At 72.5% G+C, this 14,148-nt stretch carries 12 protein-coding genes and 1 pseudogene; 7 read left to right on the top strand and 6 right to left on the bottom strand.

The window, feature by feature from the left end:
* Positions 1-3: 3 nt before the first annotated feature.
* From ACGFWI_RS29865 to ACGFWI_RS29855, 3 genes are all read right to left on the bottom strand, one after another.
* Positions 4-564, bottom strand: a complete 561-nt coding sequence (locus ACGFWI_RS29865; RefSeq protein ID WP_393909159.1) for a hypothetical protein — start codon at positions 562-564, stop codon at positions 4-6.
* 309 nt (positions 565-873) lie between these two features.
* On the bottom strand, positions 874-1,479 hold the full coding sequence (locus ACGFWI_RS29860) for a SigE family RNA polymerase sigma factor (RefSeq protein WP_392378565.1): 606 nt from the start codon (positions 1,477-1,479) through the stop codon (positions 874-876).
* A gap of 397 nt (positions 1,480-1,876) precedes the next feature.
* Positions 1,877-2,836 (bottom strand): A/G-specific adenine glycosylase, encoded by a 960-nt coding sequence (locus ACGFWI_RS29855; RefSeq protein WP_393909158.1) that lies wholly within the window; start codon positions 2,834-2,836, stop codon positions 1,877-1,879.
* A 485-nt stretch (positions 2,837-3,321) separates the two neighbouring features.
* Between ACGFWI_RS29855 and ACGFWI_RS29850 the strand changes: the two genes are divergently transcribed.
* The 3 genes and pseudogenes from ACGFWI_RS29850 to ACGFWI_RS29840 form a co-directional block, all read left to right on the top strand.
* Positions 3,322-4,074 (top strand): hypothetical protein, encoded by a 753-nt coding sequence (locus ACGFWI_RS29850; protein WP_393909157.1) that lies wholly within the window; start codon positions 3,322-3,324, stop codon positions 4,072-4,074.
* 240 nt (positions 4,075-4,314) lie between these two features.
* Positions 4,315-5,136 (top strand): hypothetical protein, encoded by an 822-nt coding sequence (locus ACGFWI_RS29845; RefSeq protein WP_393909156.1) that lies wholly within the window; start codon positions 4,315-4,317, stop codon positions 5,134-5,136.
* A gap of 15 nt (positions 5,137-5,151) precedes the next feature.
* A pseudogene (locus ACGFWI_RS29840) lies at positions 5,152-5,316 on the top strand (reductase); the annotation flags it as partial.
* A gap of 243 nt (positions 5,317-5,559) precedes the next feature.
* Here the strand turns inward: ACGFWI_RS29840 and disA are convergent.
* Positions 5,560-6,684, bottom strand: coding sequence for a DNA integrity scanning diadenylate cyclase DisA (disA, locus tag ACGFWI_RS29835; protein WP_393909155.1), 1,125 nt, complete (start codon positions 6,682-6,684; stop codon positions 5,560-5,562).
* Between the two features lie 124 nt (positions 6,685-6,808).
* Positions 6,809-8,221 carry a DNA repair protein RadA gene (gene radA / locus ACGFWI_RS29830; RefSeq protein ID WP_393909154.1) on the bottom strand — a complete coding sequence of 471 codons (1,413 nt, stop codon included), beginning with the start codon at positions 8,219-8,221 and terminating at the stop codon, positions 6,809-6,811.
* A 258-nt stretch (positions 8,222-8,479) separates the two neighbouring features.
* Between radA and ACGFWI_RS29825 the strand changes: the two genes are divergently transcribed.
* Positions 8,480-10,258 (top strand): sigma-70 family RNA polymerase sigma factor, encoded by a 1,779-nt coding sequence (locus tag ACGFWI_RS29825; RefSeq protein WP_393909153.1) that lies wholly within the window; start codon positions 8,480-8,482, stop codon positions 10,256-10,258.
* A gap of 42 nt (positions 10,259-10,300) precedes the next feature.
* Here ACGFWI_RS29825 and ACGFWI_RS29820 read toward each other — a convergent pair whose 3' ends face one another.
* Positions 10,301-11,182, bottom strand: a complete 882-nt coding sequence (locus tag ACGFWI_RS29820) for a hypothetical protein (protein WP_393909152.1) — start codon at positions 11,180-11,182, stop codon at positions 10,301-10,303.
* 75 nt (positions 11,183-11,257) lie between these two features.
* Here ACGFWI_RS29820 and ACGFWI_RS29815 point away from each other — a divergent pair, with 75 nt between their 5' ends.
* The 3 genes from ACGFWI_RS29815 (at position 11,258) to ACGFWI_RS29805 (ending at position 13,965) form a co-directional block, all read left to right on the top strand.
* Positions 11,258-12,184 carry a Ppx/GppA family phosphatase gene (locus ACGFWI_RS29815; protein WP_393909151.1) on the top strand — a complete coding sequence of 309 codons (927 nt, stop codon included), beginning with the start codon at positions 11,258-11,260 and terminating at the stop codon, positions 12,182-12,184.
* A 300-nt stretch (positions 12,185-12,484) separates the two neighbouring features.
* On the top strand, positions 12,485-13,309 hold the full coding sequence (locus tag ACGFWI_RS29810; RefSeq protein ID WP_393909150.1) for a sugar phosphate isomerase/epimerase family protein: 825 nt from the start codon (positions 12,485-12,487) through the stop codon (positions 13,307-13,309).
* Positions 13,306-13,965: a TetR family transcriptional regulator gene (locus ACGFWI_RS29805; protein ID WP_393909149.1), complete on the top strand. Its 660-nt coding sequence runs from the start codon at positions 13,306-13,308 to the stop codon at positions 13,963-13,965. The genes ACGFWI_RS29810 and ACGFWI_RS29805 overlap by 4 nt, the downstream gene beginning before the upstream one ends.
* Positions 13,966-14,148: the final 183 nt, after the last annotated feature.

The following is a 14,148-nucleotide window of genomic DNA, read 5'->3' as shown; positions in this document are numbered from 1 at the left end:
GTCTCAACCCTCCGTTCCCTTACCGTCGTCCGGCGTGGCGCCGTCGTCGGTGGTCGTGCTGTAGTCGGTGTGATACGGGCGGCCGCGCCGGCTGAAGCGGCCGTCCGCCCACTGGTAGGTCGTCACGTCCTCACCGGAGGGGCAGCACACCTTGTCGCCCGCGGCGTAGGTCTGCTCGGAAACCTCCAGCCGGCCCTTGTTGACCCCGGCGTAGACCGACGGCTGTTCATTGCTGTACACGGTGTCATACCCGTCCGGGGCGCCCTCGCGCCTGCGGAAGACATACGCACCGATGCCGACGGAATCCGCGCAGGTCATGACGTTGACGATGACATCGGGGGTCTTACGGCCGGTCAACGGCGCATAGGTCACCTCGACCGGGTACTCGTCCGCGGCGCACGGCTCGGCCAGCGACTTCTTCACGTCCGGGCCGATCTTCGGGGCGTCCTTGACCAGCTTGACGGCGTCGACCTTCTGGTAGCCGGCGGTCGAGGTGGGGCTGGGGGTGGTGTGCACCGCGCCCTTGGGCGCGGGGGTGGTGCCGGCGGATCCCTCGCTGCGCACGCCCTCGCCCCCCGGATTGCATCCGGCCAGCAAAAGGCCGACGGCGGCCACTCCTGCCGTGGCCGCGCCGCCTCTGGTCAACCCGATCCTGGTCAACCTGTTCCTGGACAATCCGCTCCTGCTCACCGTGCTGCTCGCACAGCCGCCGATCCCGCTGCTGTTCCTGATGTGATTGTCGCGCGTCGAGCTGTGAGTCGTAAGGCGCCTGGCGTTGTGTCCGTTTTCATCGATAAAGACGCATTTCATCTCGTGCGTACCGGAATGGCGGGTGTTCCGCTTGATGTACCGCCGCGTGGCGTGCGCCGCCGGTCAGGCCGCGCACCGCTCCCGCCCCCGCTCGCCGCGCTCCAGCATCCGCGCGTCGATGTCGCGCATCTGCAGCTCCTGACGCAGCCGGGCCAGCGCCCGGTGCAGCGTGCTCTTGACGGTTCCCGTGGACATGCCGAGCGCCGCCGCGGTCTCCTCCGTGCTCATCTGCTCCCAGTGCCGCAGCACGACGACGCTGCGCTGCTTGGGAGCCAGCACCCCGAGGATGTCCATCAGCAGGGCGCGGTCGGCGCGCTGCTCGGTGCCGTCGTCCACGCTCGCGTCCGGCAGCTGCTCGGTGGGCACCTCTTCCAGCTTGCGTGCCCGCCACCACTCCGTCCGCGTGTTGATCATGACGCGGCGGAGATAGGCGTCGGCCAGCGACTTGTCCGCGATGCCGTCCCAGCGTCCGTACGTGCGGACCAGTGCCGTCTGCAGCAGGTCCTGGGCGTCGACCGGGTCGGGCACCAGGCGCCGGGCACTCCGCAGCAGGGCCTCCTGCCGCGTACGAACGTACTCTTCGAAGTCCAGTACCTTGCCGCCGCTGGTCGCCATTCCGACGCCTCCGATCCGCTTACGATTCCCCACGTTGACCGTGCTGGCGGTCATCTCCAGCACGAGTAAGACGCTACGGAGGGGGTGTTGCGGCGTAATGTGCGTCGGCCCCACAGGGAGTGCACGGAAAACCCTCGGTTGTGTAACAGCCCGCCAGGGGTCATACCTCGGACGGACGAAGGCCCGGTGAGCGTCATACTCCGGGGGGAGAAGCACCCCCACCAGAAGGCCTACCGGCCGCGACGCGGCGACAGCCGGGAAGACGGAAGGTCTTCTTCCGGTCGCATCAGGGGCACTTTCCGGTCATGCGACGCGAAAGGTGACAGCGGGTCAGGGGGCTGGAGGGCGGGCGAGGGCCAGGGGAGGCCACCGGACACGGAAGGGCGCGGCCGCCGAAGTGACCGCGCCCTCTTCTTCTCTAACAGGTACTCCCGTACGGGTGACCGCCGCGCTACGTGAGCGGCAACCGATAGCGGCCACCGCCGAGCGGCTCCACCAACCCGTCCGAGACCAGCCCGTCCAGCGCCCGGGCCCGTTGCACCGGCTCGTCCCACACCGCGTCCAGCGCCTGCTGCGGCACCGGCGAGACCGCCTCGCGCAGTACGGCGAGCAGCTTGCCGCGCACCTGCCGGTCGGTACCGGCGTACGCCTGGGTGCGACGCGGCGGACCGTCGTGCACCGGAGACCCGGCCCGCTGCCAGGCGCACTGCGCGGCGATCGGGCAGCGCCCGCACTCCGGTGCACGCGCCGTGCACAGCAGCGCACCCAGCTCCATCGTGGCCGCCGCCCAGCGAGCCGCCAGCTCTTCGTCCTGGGGGAGCAGCTGGCGGGCGAGTTTGCGCTCCGCGGCGGTGGTGGCGTTCGGCGGGAACTGGCGGCCGGCCACCGCGCGGGCGAACACCCGGCGCACATTGGTGTCCAGCACCGCGTGCCGCTGCCCGTACGCGAAGGACGCGACCGCGGCGGCGGTGTACTCACCGACGCCGGGCAGCGCCAGCAACTGGCCGTGCTCACGCGGTACGTCGCCGCCGTGCCGCTCCTGTATCGCGGAGGCGGCGGCATGCAGCCGCAGGGCGCGGCGCGGATAGCCGAGCCGGCCCCAGGCGCGTACCGCCTCGCCCGGCGCCTCGGCGGCCAGGTCGGCGGGGCGCGGCCAGCGGGCCAGCCACTGCTCGTAGACCGGCAGCACTCTGCTGACCGGGGTCTGCTGCAGCATGAACTCGCTCACCATCACACCCCAGGCGCCCGCCTCGGGGCGGCGCCAGGGCAGATCGCGGGCGTGCTCGTCGAACCAGTCGGTGACCGGGCCGTGCAGCGCGGTCCCGTCGGCGGCTTCCGCGGCCGCGTCGGCGGCGGAAGCGGTCTCGGTGGCGGCGGTCGTGGCAGTGGTGGTGACAGGCGTCGAAGTCATGGCACTGCCGATCCTGGCACGTCCAAGGTCGCCCGGGAAACGCACCGGGCCCGCCCCGCCGCGCGCCCACCCGCACGCAGGACGGCCGGGTGCGCACGGGTGGCGGCTACCGGCGGTACGGGGCGGCCGGGGGAGGGGGTGCGGGGGAGCGGGACTTGGCGGCTGGGGGTTGGGTGCGGTGAGCGGTACCTGGCGGCTGGTGGTGGGTGGGGGGTGTGAGTGGTGCGCGGTGGTGGCGGGGAGGTGGGGTCGGGTGAGTGGTGCGCGGTGGTTGGGGGCGAGGCCGGGTGAGCGGTGCGCGGTGGCCGGGGCGGTTGGGCAGGCTGCATGTGGTGGCCGGGAGGCTGCCCGGGCGAGCGGTACGCCGCGCTGGGTGCTGGGTGCGGTGATTACAATCCGAGGGAACTGATTACTCTCTGTAATCGTTGCTGGAATATATGGAGGCGGCAAGCGGGGCGGCGAGCGCGGGGAGCGAGGATGCGGTCATGGCGGAGATGAGCGATACGGAAGATGCGGGCGGCTCGGCGGGGCTGGATGCTGCGGCGGGGGTGCGGGACGCGGCGAGGTCGGGCGACGCGGCGGAATCGGGCGGTGCGGCGGAATCGGGCGGTGCGGCGGGAGTAGGCGGCAAACCCTGCCCGGAGGGGATCCGGCGGGCGCTGGCCGCGCATACGACGATGACGCTGGCGTACGTGGACGAGGAGGGGCCGCAGGCGTGCGCGGTGCTGTACGCGGCGGACACGGTCGGTGCGGCCCACGTGAGCGATGCGGCAGGTGCGGTCGACACGGGCCATGCGGCCGGCGCGACCGGCGTGACACGGGCGACCGGTGCGGCCGACGCGACCGGTGCGGCCGACGTGGCCGACGTGGCCGACGCGCAGGGCGGTGCGGCAGTCGGCGCCGGGCCCGCGCTGTACTTCGTCACCGCGGCCACGACGCGGCACGGCCGGGCCCTTGCGGAGCCCGGCGCGCGGGTTGCGTTCACGGCGCAGCGGGACGGTCAGGAGTGGAGCGGCCTGACCGGACTTCAGGGGCGGGGCCGCTGCCGCGCCCTGACCGGTGCCGAGCGGGCGGCCGGCTGGCGGGTTTATCTGGAGCGCTTCCCCTTCGTCGCGGCGAGCGACCGGCTGCGTGACGCCCTGGAGCGGACCACGCTGTGGGAGCTGTGCCCCGACTGGCTGCGGTTGATCGACAACGGGCAGGGCTTCGGTCACAAGGAGGAGTGGTCGAGCCCGTGAGGCCGGGGCGCCCGCCCGTGCCCCTTCGCGGGTCATCAAGGGTGCATCTGGCGAAAGCAAGGCCGGAGCGGAGCAGACCCAGCCCTAACGGGGCATCAGGCCCGTTAGGGCCGTAAACGCGGTCGGTAAGCCGTCTGTGGGCCGATCGGAAGCCGTCTCCGGGCCGATGATGGGAAAAGTTGCAGCCGGATGCGGCGGGTACTGGCCGGTGCGGCTGCCGATCTCTCGTAGAGTTTCCGCGTGGGATCACTGCGCAATCCGATCGGGCCGCTTCCCTCCTCCATCTACTGGCGGCGGAGGGCCGTTGCGCTGGGCATCGTCGCACTGCTCGCCCTTCTGGTCGTGTGGGCCCTCAACTTGGGTGCAAGCGGCGGCAAGAGTGACGACGAGGGCAAGGGGCCCCACGGAAAGGGACCCGCGACGTCCATCACGCCGGGGCCCTCCTCCAGTGGACCGGTAAACGATCAAAAGCCGGGCGGGCGCGATGAGTCGGGCGGTGGCGGGGGCTCCGGTTCCGGCAGCGGCTCGGGCTCCGCTGGTGGCGGCAGCGATGAGTCCGGTGGTGACTCCGGCGCGGGCTCCGGGGGTTCCGGTTCCGTTCCCGGTGGGCCGATCGGCCAGGGCTCGGGCAAGAACGCCGTCGAGGCCGCCTCCTCGCTCCCCAACTGCGTATCCGGCAAGGTGGAGTTGGTGCTGCACAGCGTCAAGAACTCCTATGCGCCGGGTGCCAAGCCGAAGTTCGAGTTGACGGTCAAGAATGCGGCCGGTGCCGCGTGCAAGGTGGATCTTGGGCAGAAGGCCGCGGTACTCACCATCACCGACACCGCGGGCGACGACCGGGTGTGGGCCTCGAACGACTGCCCGTCGGGCACCCGGCCCGCGCTGCTGCAGGTTCCGGCCAAGGGTTCCGTGAAGCGCACCATCGTGTGGGACCGCCGGGCCAGCGGCCCGCAGTGCGCCACTCCGAGCTCGGCCACGGTGCCGGCCGGTAAGTATCTGATCGAGGCCAAGGTGCCGGGGCTGGAAGCGGTCCATACGTCGTTCGTTCTGGCCGAGGACTGAGAGCGAAGGGCTGACAAGGCCCTGGCATCCGGGCTGCGTTGTCGTCCCGTCGGCGAAACCGTCGCCGACACGTGGGCCTGGCTGCAGACCGTCGGCGGGGTGGCCCCGCAACGCCCCGACCGCCCCGTACTCGGCCTGGCCCCGGAGAAGGAGGCGAAGGCGCTGCGCCGGGCCGGCTGACCGAGCGCCGACGGCCCAGGGCACCAGGGCACCAGGGCACCAGGGCACCAGCGAGAACCTGCGCCCCAGCCCCAGCCCCGACCCCAACCCGGCCCGCCCATGATGCGAGCGCAGCACGAAGCCCGCGCTCCACTTCGGACGAAAGCCCGCCCCCTGCTACGGGACGAAGCCCGCCCCTACTGCAGGACGAAGCCGGAGCTCCCTACTGCAGGACGAAACCGGAGCTCCACTGGCCCCCACCGGCTACACGTACCGTTCCAAGATTGACGATTCGGCCAGTCGCGACAGTCCCTCGCGGACCGAGCGGGCGCGGGCCTCGCCGACGCCGTCGACCGCCTGGAGGTCGTCGACGCTGGCCGCGAGTAGTTTCTGCAGGCCGCCGAAGTGGTCGACGAGGCGGTCGATGACCGTGCCGGGCAGCCGGGGGACCTTCGCCAGCAGGCGGAAGCCGCGCGGGGAGACCGCGGAGTCCAGTGTCTCGGGTGCTCCGCTGTAGCCCAACGCGCGGGCCACGGTGGGGAGTTCGAGGAGTTCGGTGTGGCTGAGCGCGTCCAGTTCGGCGAGTGCTTCGACGACGGTGCGGGAGCGCTTGGCGGTCGGCTCGGGGACGTAGTCGCGGACGACCAGTTCCCGCTCCGGTTCGACGCCGGCGATCAGTTCCTCCAGTTGGAGGGTGAGCAGCCGGCCGTCGGTGCCGAGCTCGACGACGTACTCGGCGATCTCCGTGGCGATCCGGCGGACCATCTCCAGGCGCTGGGCGACGGCGGTGACATCGCGGACCGTCACCAGGTCCTCGATCTCCAGGGCGGAGAGGGTGCCGGCGACCTCGTCCAGGCGGAGCTTGTAGCGCTCCAGGGTCGCCAGCGCCTGGTTGGCGCGGGAGAGGATCGCGGCCGACTCCTCCAGGACGCGGCGTTCGCCGTCCACGTAGAGGGCGATCAGGCGCATCGACTGGCTGACGGAGACGACCGGGAAGCCGGCCTGGATGGAGACGCGCTGGGCGGTGCGGTGGCGGGTGCCGGTCTCCTCCGTGGGGATGGAGGCGTCCGGGACGAGCTGGACTCCGGCCCGCAGGATCTTGGTGATGTCCTTGTCGAGGACCAGCGCACCGTCGAGCTTGCACAGTTCGCGCAGTCGCGTCGCGGTGAACTCCACGTCGAGGACGAAGCCGCCGGTACACATGGATTCGACGGTTTTGTCGAAGCCCAGCACGATCAGTCCGCCGGTGTTGCCGCGGAGGATGCGCTCCAGTCCGTCGCGCAGGGCCGTACCGGGCGCGACGGCGCTCAGTGTGGCGCGCATCAGGCTCTCGGTACCGGAACTGCCACCGGACCTGCCGGGAGTCGATGCCCGGTCGTTGGCTGCCACTGCACTCCTCCGTTGCAAGGTCTGTCGGTCCGCAGGCCGCCCGGCCCTTGCTGTGTTGACGTACCAGCGGAGCGTACGTGGCCGACAGGCAATTCTGCGGTGACGGGCGAGACCAGGGCAAAGTCTACCGGCGTGCGCCCTCTTCCTGTGGGGCCTCCCGGTGTACCCGCTTGGGCAGGACGCTGAGGGCCTGTCCGATGTCGGCGACCTCCATTACCCGCATTCCGTCGGGGATCTTGCCGGGGTCGGAGGGGACGAGGGCGTGGGTGAAGCCGAGCCGGGCCGCTTCGGACAGCCGGCGCTGGACTCCGGTGACCCTTCTGACCTCGCCCGCGAGGCCCACCTCGCCGATGGCGACGAGGTTTTTGGGGAGGGGGGTGTCGCTGGCGGCGCTGGCGAGGGCGAGGGCCACCGCGAGGTCTGCGGCGGGTTCGGTGAGCTTCACACCGCCGACCGTTGCGCTGTAGATGTCGCGTTTGCCGAGGGCGCTGATGCGGCCGCGCTGTTCCAGGACGGCGAGCATCATCGAGACCCGGGAGGTCTCCAGGCCGGAGGTGGTGCGCCGGGGGGAGGGGATCTGGGAGTCGACGGTCAGTGCCTGGACCTCGGCGACCAGCGGGCGGCGGCCCTCCAGGGTCACCGTCAGGCACGTACCGGGCACGGGCTCGGCGCGGCGGGTCAGGAAGAGGCCGGAGGGGTCGGTGAGGCCGGTGATGCCTTCGTCGTGGAGTTCGAAGCAGCCGACCTCGTCGGTGGTGCCGTAGCGGTTCTTGACGCCGCGGACCAGGCGCAGCCGGGCGTGCCGGTCGCCTTCGAAGTGGAGGACGACGTCGACGAGGTGTTCCAGGAGGCGCGGTCCGGCGATGGCGCCGTCCTTGGTGACATGGCCGACCAGGAGGGTGGACATGCCGCGTTCCTTGGATGCCCGGATCAGTGCGCCGGCCACTTCGCGGACCTGGGCCATGCCGCCGGGGGCGCCTTCGATCTCGGGTGAGGCGATGGTCTGTACCGAGTCGAGGACCAGGAGGGAGGGCTTGACCGTGTCCAGGTGGCCGAGGACGGCGGAGAGGTCGGTTTCGGCCGCCAGATACAGATGGTCGTCGAGGGCGCCGATGCGGTCGGCGCGCAGCCGGACCTGGCTGGCGGACTCCTCGCCGGTGACGTACAGCGTGCGGTGTGCGTCGGAGGCGGCCTTGGCGGCGACGTCCAGCAGCAGGGTGGACTTGCCGACGCCGGGCTCGCCGGCCAGCAGCGCGACGGCGCCGGGGACCAGTCCGCCGCCCAGGACGCGGTCCAGTTCGGGCACGCCCGTCGAGCGGGCGGCGGCCTGTCCGCCGTCGATCTGGCCGATGGGCAGGGCCGCGGTGGTGACCCGGCCGGGTGCGGTCGTGCGCACCGCGGGGGCGCCGCCGAACTCCTCGACCGTGCCCCACGCCTGGCATTCGGGGCAGCGGCCGAGCCACTTCGCGGTGGTCCAGCCGCATTCCGTACAGCGGTAGGAGGGGCGCTCCTTGCCCGAGGATTTACGCGTTGCCATGGGGTCACCGTAGCGGCGGGGTCTGACAATGCTTCCCCGGCCTCGTGAGGGGCGGGGGGAGCCGGTGTCCGAGCGCTTCGGGAGCGGGGACGGCCGCCCGCATCGTCCGTTGCACCGACCGGGTGCCGCACACGGAGTGCACCGGCCGTGTAAAGGGCCATTCGTGTCCTCTTTTGAGGGAGATGGTCACCCGTAAGGGTTAAAAGTGTCCAACGCGAGCGAGACCGGCTGCATCATCCGCCTACCGTCGCCGGGGTGATGAGCAGCAGGCCCGAGCACCCCACGCACTCCACCGGCGCACACCGGTCGCGCGGCGACGCGCGGCGCCGGAGCCGGCCGCAGCCGCCCGAGCGGCCCGGCCCGGACGCCGCGCGTCCCCCGGACACGCGCCCCGATAGCTACGAGCCTTACCTGGACGGGCTGTTCACCTATTGCCTGTCGGTGCTGTGCGAGCACGACGCGGCGACCGCGGTGCTCGGCGAGATGCTCGCGCTCGCCGAGCGGCACCAGGGCAGGCGCCCCACCGACCGTGCGCAGTACCGCTCCTGGCTCTACGCCCTGGCCCGCTGGGCCTGTCTGCGCCGGCTCGCCGAGCGGACCGGCCCGGCCGCCAAGGGCTCGGCCGTCAAGGGCCCGGACGCCACCGGCCCGGCCGTTGCCGAGGCCGAGCGCCGGCAGCGTGAACTCGCCGCGCTGGCCTGGCCGGAGGCCGCCGGCACCACCCCCGAGCAGCGTGAGGCGCTGGAGCTGTCGGTGCGCCATCACCTCTCGGCCGACGAGGTCGCCGCGGTGCTCGGCGCCGACCCGATCGCCACCCGCGCGCTGCTGGCCACCGCGTCCTGCGAGGTGGAGCGGACCCGGGCGGCGCTGGCCGTCGTCGAGTCCGGCCGCTGCCGCGAGGTCGCTCAGCTGGCGGGGGACACCCAGATGCTGCTGGGCGCGGCGCTGAGCCGGGAGCTGGTGCGCCATGTCGACGACTGTGCCGAGTGCCGGCGGACCGCCGAGCGGGCGACCGTGCCGGGGACCTGGCCGGGCACCGCGCCGGTGGCCCGGGGTTCGCTGCCGCTGGTCGCCGCGCCCCGTGAGGCCGTGCTCGGTGCGCTGGCGGCGGCGCGGGGCACCAAGTCGGGCCGTGCGGAGGGCGTGGCCGGTGCGGGGCGCGGTGGCCGGACGGGTGGGGCAAACGGTTCTCCTCGCTATGACCGCAGCGGATTTCCCGTCGGCCCCCCTACGGACCGGGTGGCTCGCCGGCGCAGGCTGCGCGGCCGGGCGCTGACCACCACCGTGGTCGCCACGGTGATCGCGGCGCCGGTGCTGGCCCTGTGGGCGGCCTACCACGGCGGCCCCGCCACCGACGAGGCGGCGGCCGCCTCGCCCTCGGTGACGGCCAGTGACACGGAGGCCGGGGAGCAGCTGGGCGGTCGCCCGTACGAGAACGCCGGCAATGCCCGGACGACGCCGGAGCCCGGCTTCCGGGGCGGCGACGGGACGCCCGACGTGTCCGTCGAGGTGATCAGCGCGGACGGCACCCGGCAGCGGCCGGGTGAGCCGAGCAGCCGGGCGGAGAAGGGCCCCGGCCGGCTGACGATCGCCGCGGAGCCCAGCGGCCGGACCACGGTCATCACGCTCAGTGCGGCGGGCAGCGCCCCGGTGCGCTGGCGTGCATCGGCGGGTGCGGCCTGGCTGCAGATGAGTCATACGGCGGGCACGCTGCGGCCGGGCGAGTCCACGACGATCACCGTCTATATCGACCATGACCGGGAGCCCTCGGGTCACTGGCGGGCCAGGATCGCCATCGATCCCGGCGGCACCTCCGTCACGATGAAGGGTTACGGCACGACCGGGCCGGCCCCCGGCCCGCAGCGCCCGACGCCCGCGAAGCCGAAGCCGACGCCGCGCCCCTCGCACCCGGCGCCGACACCCACGCCGACCCCGACGTCCCCGACGCCCACCCCCACGCCTCCGGCGCCGACCCCGAAGCCGACCGGCCCCGCCCCGTCCTCGACACCGTCGAACACGACGCATCCCGCCCGCTGAGCGCTCCGGGGCCGTGTCGGCACCGGCGGCCCCGGAGCGCGCTTACTTCTGCTTCTGCGGCTTGTTCGGGGGCTTCGGGGGCGTGGGGTCCGCCGGATGCGGCGCCATCGGCAGCATCGCCGCCAGCCGCTCCTCGCACAGCTCGGCGAGCTTGGCGTAGCCCTTCTTGCCCATCAGCTCGGTCAGCTCGGGCTTGTACGAGACGTAGACCGGGTCGCCCGCGCCGTGCGCCGAGGTCGCCGAGGTGCACCACCAGTGCAGGTCGTGGCCGCCGGGGCCCCAGCCGCGCCGGTCGTACTCGCCGATCGTCACCTGCAGGATCTGGGTGTCGTCCGGCCGGTCGATCCAGTCGTAGGTGCGGCGGACGGGCAGCTGCCAGCAGACGTCCGGCTTGGTCTCCAGCGGCTCGCGGCCCTCGCGCAGCGCGAGGAGGTGCAGGGAGCAGCCCGCGCCGGCCGGGAAGCCTGGGCGGTTCTGGAAGATGCAGGAGCCCTCCCAGCGCCGGGTCTGCCGCTCGCCGTCCTCGTCCTCCTGGACCCAGCCCGACTCCGTGCCCACGTCGTGGTGCTGCCACACGTCGGGGGTGAGCCGGGCCACGTGCTCGGCCACCCGTTTCTCGTCGTCGTCGTCCGAGAAGTGCGCGCCGAGCGTGCAGCAGCCGTCGTCCGCCCGGCCGGCCTGGATGCCCTGGCAGCCGCTGCCGAAGATGCAGGTCCAGCGGGAGGTCAGCCAGGTCAGGTCGCAGCGGAAGAGCTGTTCGTCGTCGGCCGGGTCGGGGAAGGTGACCCAGGCGCGGGCGAAGTCGAGTCCGACCTCGTCGGCCGTGGCCTCCTTCGGGGACCGCGCCCCCTCAGTCGCCTGAGAGCGCCGCTTTTCTTCCTTGATGAGCGCTTTTTCGTGCTTCGCCTTTTTCGTCTTAGCCACGACTCCAGCCTAAGGCGCGTCACGGTGCGCACCGCGACGACAAGAGTGAGTGACGCGCGCAGTAGGTTTCCCCGTATGAGACTCGGTGTCCTCGATGTGGGTTCGAATACGGTCCATCTGCTGGTGGTGGACGCGCACCCGGGCGCGCGCCCGCTGCCCGCCTATTCGCACAAGGCGGAGCTGCGCCTTGCCGAACTCCTCGACGAGTCCGGCGCGATAAGCGATGCCGGGGTGGAGCGGCTGGTGGCCACCGTGCAGGAGGCGCTGCAGGTGGCCGAGGACAAGGGCGTCGAGAGCGTGCTGCCGTTCGCGACCTCCGCGGTCCGCGAGGCCACCAACGGCGAGGAGGTCCTGCGCCGGGTGGCCGTGGAGTCCGAGGTCGAGCTGCAGGTGCTCTCCGGTGAGGACGAGGCGCGGCTCACCTTCCTCGCCGCCCGCCGGTGGCTGGGCTGGTCGGCGGGCCGGCTGCTGGTGCTGGACATCGGCGGCGGCTCCCTGGAGATCGCGTACGGCCTGGACGAGGACCCGGACGTGGCGGTGTCGCTGCCGCTGGGCGCCGGCCGGCTGACCGCGGGCGATCTGCCCGGTGACCCGCCGGAGCCCGATGACGTACGGACGCTGCGCCGCCGGGTGCGGGCCGAGATCGCCCGGGTGGTGAGCGAATTCACCCGTTACGGGACGCCCGACCGGGTCGTCGGCACGTCCAAGACCTTCCGGCAGCTGGCGCGGATCGCGGGCGCCGCGCGTTCGGGGGAGGGGCTCTACGTCCAGCGGGAGCTGACCCGTAAGAAGCTGGAGGAGTGGGTGCCGCGGCTGGGGGTGATGTCCGCGGAGGAGCGGGTCACGCTGCCCGGTGTGTCCGAGGGGCGCTCGCGGCAGCTGCTCGCCGGGGCGCTGGTCGCCGAGGCGGCGATGGATCTGTTCGGGGTCGAGACGCTGGAGATCTGTCCGTGGGCGCTGCGCGAGGGCGTCATTCTGCGGCGGCTGGATCACCTGCCGTAGGGCGGGCGCGGATGCCGTAAGGCGGGCCCGGACCGCCCGCCGTATGGGCAGGTCCCGGACCGCCCGCCGCAAGGACAGGCTCCGGGTCACCTGCCGTAGGACAGGCCCTGGACCGCCCCGCCGTAAGGAGGGCCCCGGACTGTCCGCCGCCCGCCCGGCGTTCGTGAGACTCGTCACGCCCCGGCCGCTCCCGGCACACCCGTGGCCCCCCGTCCCACGGTCCCCCGCCCGAACCGACAGGGGGCCGCGGCTGTCGGACCTCCTGCCCTGCGCCCGGCCCCGGCCCGTACGCTGTCCTTCGTGACAGAGCCAGTGGTGCGCATCCCGGATGCGAAGGTCGCGCTGTCCACGGCCTCGGTGTATCCGGAGTCGACGGCGACGGCCTTCGAGATCGCCGCGCGCCTCGGCTACGACGGTGTCGAGGTCATGGTGTGGACCGACCCGGTCAGCCAGGACATCGAGGCGCTGCGCCGGCTCTCGGACTACCACGGCGTGCCGGTGCTGGCCATCCATGCCCCGTGTCTGCTGATCACCCAGCGGGTGTGGTCCACCGACCCGTGGGTCAAGCTCCAGCGCGCCCGCACCGCCGCGGAGAAGCTCGGTGCCTCGACGGTGGTCGTGCACCCGCCGTTCCGCTGGCAGCGCAGCTACGCCCGGGAGTTCGTCCGCGGGGTGTGGCGGATGGAGCACGAGACGGACGTGAAGTTCGCCGTCGAGAACATGTACCCGTGGCGCTACCGGGACCGCGAGATGCTGGCGTACGCCCCGGACTGGGACCCCACCAACGACGACTACCGGCACTTCACGGTCGATCTGTCGCACACCGCCACCGCCCGCAGCGACGCCCTGGAGATGATGGGGCGGATGGGCGACCGGCTGGCGCATGTCCATCTCGCCGACGGCAACGGCTCCGCCAAGGACGAGCACCTGGTGCCGGGGCGCGGCAGCCAGCCCTGCGCGGCGATGCTGGAGCGGCTGGCGGCCACCGGCTTCGACGGCCATGTGGTGGTCGAGGTCAACACCCGGCGGGCGATGTCCGCAGCCGAACGCGAGGCCGACCTGGCCGAGGCGCTGGCCTTCACCCGGCTGCATCTCGCCTCGCCGACCTGGGTCCCGGGCTCGTGAGCGGCAGCGGCAACGGGCCGGACGACGCGTCCCCCGGGCCCGGTACGCCGCCCGCACCGGCCCGCCGCCGGGGCCGCCCGGCCCGTGCCGCCGCCGAGGCCGGGCCCGGCGCCCGTGAGCGGATTCTGGCCGCGGCCCGTACGGAGTTCGCCGAGCGCGGCTACGACAAGACCTCGGTCCGCGGTATCGCCAAGGCGGCCGGGGTGGACGCGGCGCTGGTGCATCACTACTTCGGCACCAAGGAGCAGGTCTTCGAGGCCGCCATCGAGCTGACCTTCGCGCCCGCGCTGACCATGCCGGAGGCGATCGCGGGCGGCGGTGAAGCGGTGGGCGAGCGGATGGCCCGCTTCATGTTCGGCGTCTGGGAGAACCCGGTCACCCGGCAGCCGCTGCTGGCGATCATGCGCTCGGCGCTGACCAACGACACCGCGGCGGCGGTGCTGCGCGGGCTCATCGAGCGGCGGATGCTGCAGCGGGTGGCGGGCGAACTGCACGTACCCGACCCGCAGTTCCGGGCGCAGCTGGCCGCCGGGCACCTCATCGGGATTGCCATGCTGCGCTATGTGATCAAGATGGACCCGGTCGCTTCGGCGGACACGGAGGAGATCATCGCCATGGTGGCGCCGACCCTCCAGCGGTATCTGACGCAGCCCTGACAATCGCCTCCCGTGCCGTCTCAGGGGCCTGATCGCCGCCATGACCTGCATGGACGGCCGTCGCGCGGGCGTCCGCAGTGCGGGCAGCTGTCTCATATGCCGGAGAGGCTGTCCAGATCTTGGATCAGGAGCGTAATCTCGACTGGAGCTGATATATGACGCCACCCGGTACGTGGCAGGGCC

It is taken from the genome of Streptomyces sp. NPDC048434 (assembly GCF_043200375.1).
Taxonomy (GTDB): domain Bacteria; phylum Actinomycetota; class Actinomycetes; order Streptomycetales; family Streptomycetaceae; genus Streptomyces.
Note: the sequence above shows the minus strand (reverse complement) of the source record. Positions and strands in the feature narration are given on the sequence as shown.

Excerpts from the sequence above, each read along its gene's own strand:
- ACGFWI_RS29860 (WP_392378565.1), bottom strand. The coding sequence starts at position 1,479 with ATGACCGCCAGCACGGTCAACGTGGGGAATCGTAAGCGGATCGGAGGC.
- ACGFWI_RS29855 (WP_393909158.1), bottom strand. The coding sequence starts at position 2,836 with ATGACTTCGACGCCTGTCACCACCACTGCCACGACCGCCGCCACCGAG.
- ACGFWI_RS29850 (WP_393909157.1), top strand. The coding sequence starts at position 3,322 with ATGGCGGAGATGAGCGATACGGAAGATGCGGGCGGCTCGGCGGGGCTG.
- radA (WP_393909154.1), bottom strand. The coding sequence starts at position 8,221 with ATGGCAACGCGTAAATCCTCGGGCAAGGAGCGCCCCTCCTACCGCTGT.
- ACGFWI_RS29825 (WP_393909153.1), top strand. The coding sequence starts at position 8,480 with ATGAGCAGCAGGCCCGAGCACCCCACGCACTCCACCGGCGCACACCGG.
- ACGFWI_RS29815 (WP_393909151.1), top strand. The coding sequence starts at position 11,258 with ATGAGACTCGGTGTCCTCGATGTGGGTTCGAATACGGTCCATCTGCTG.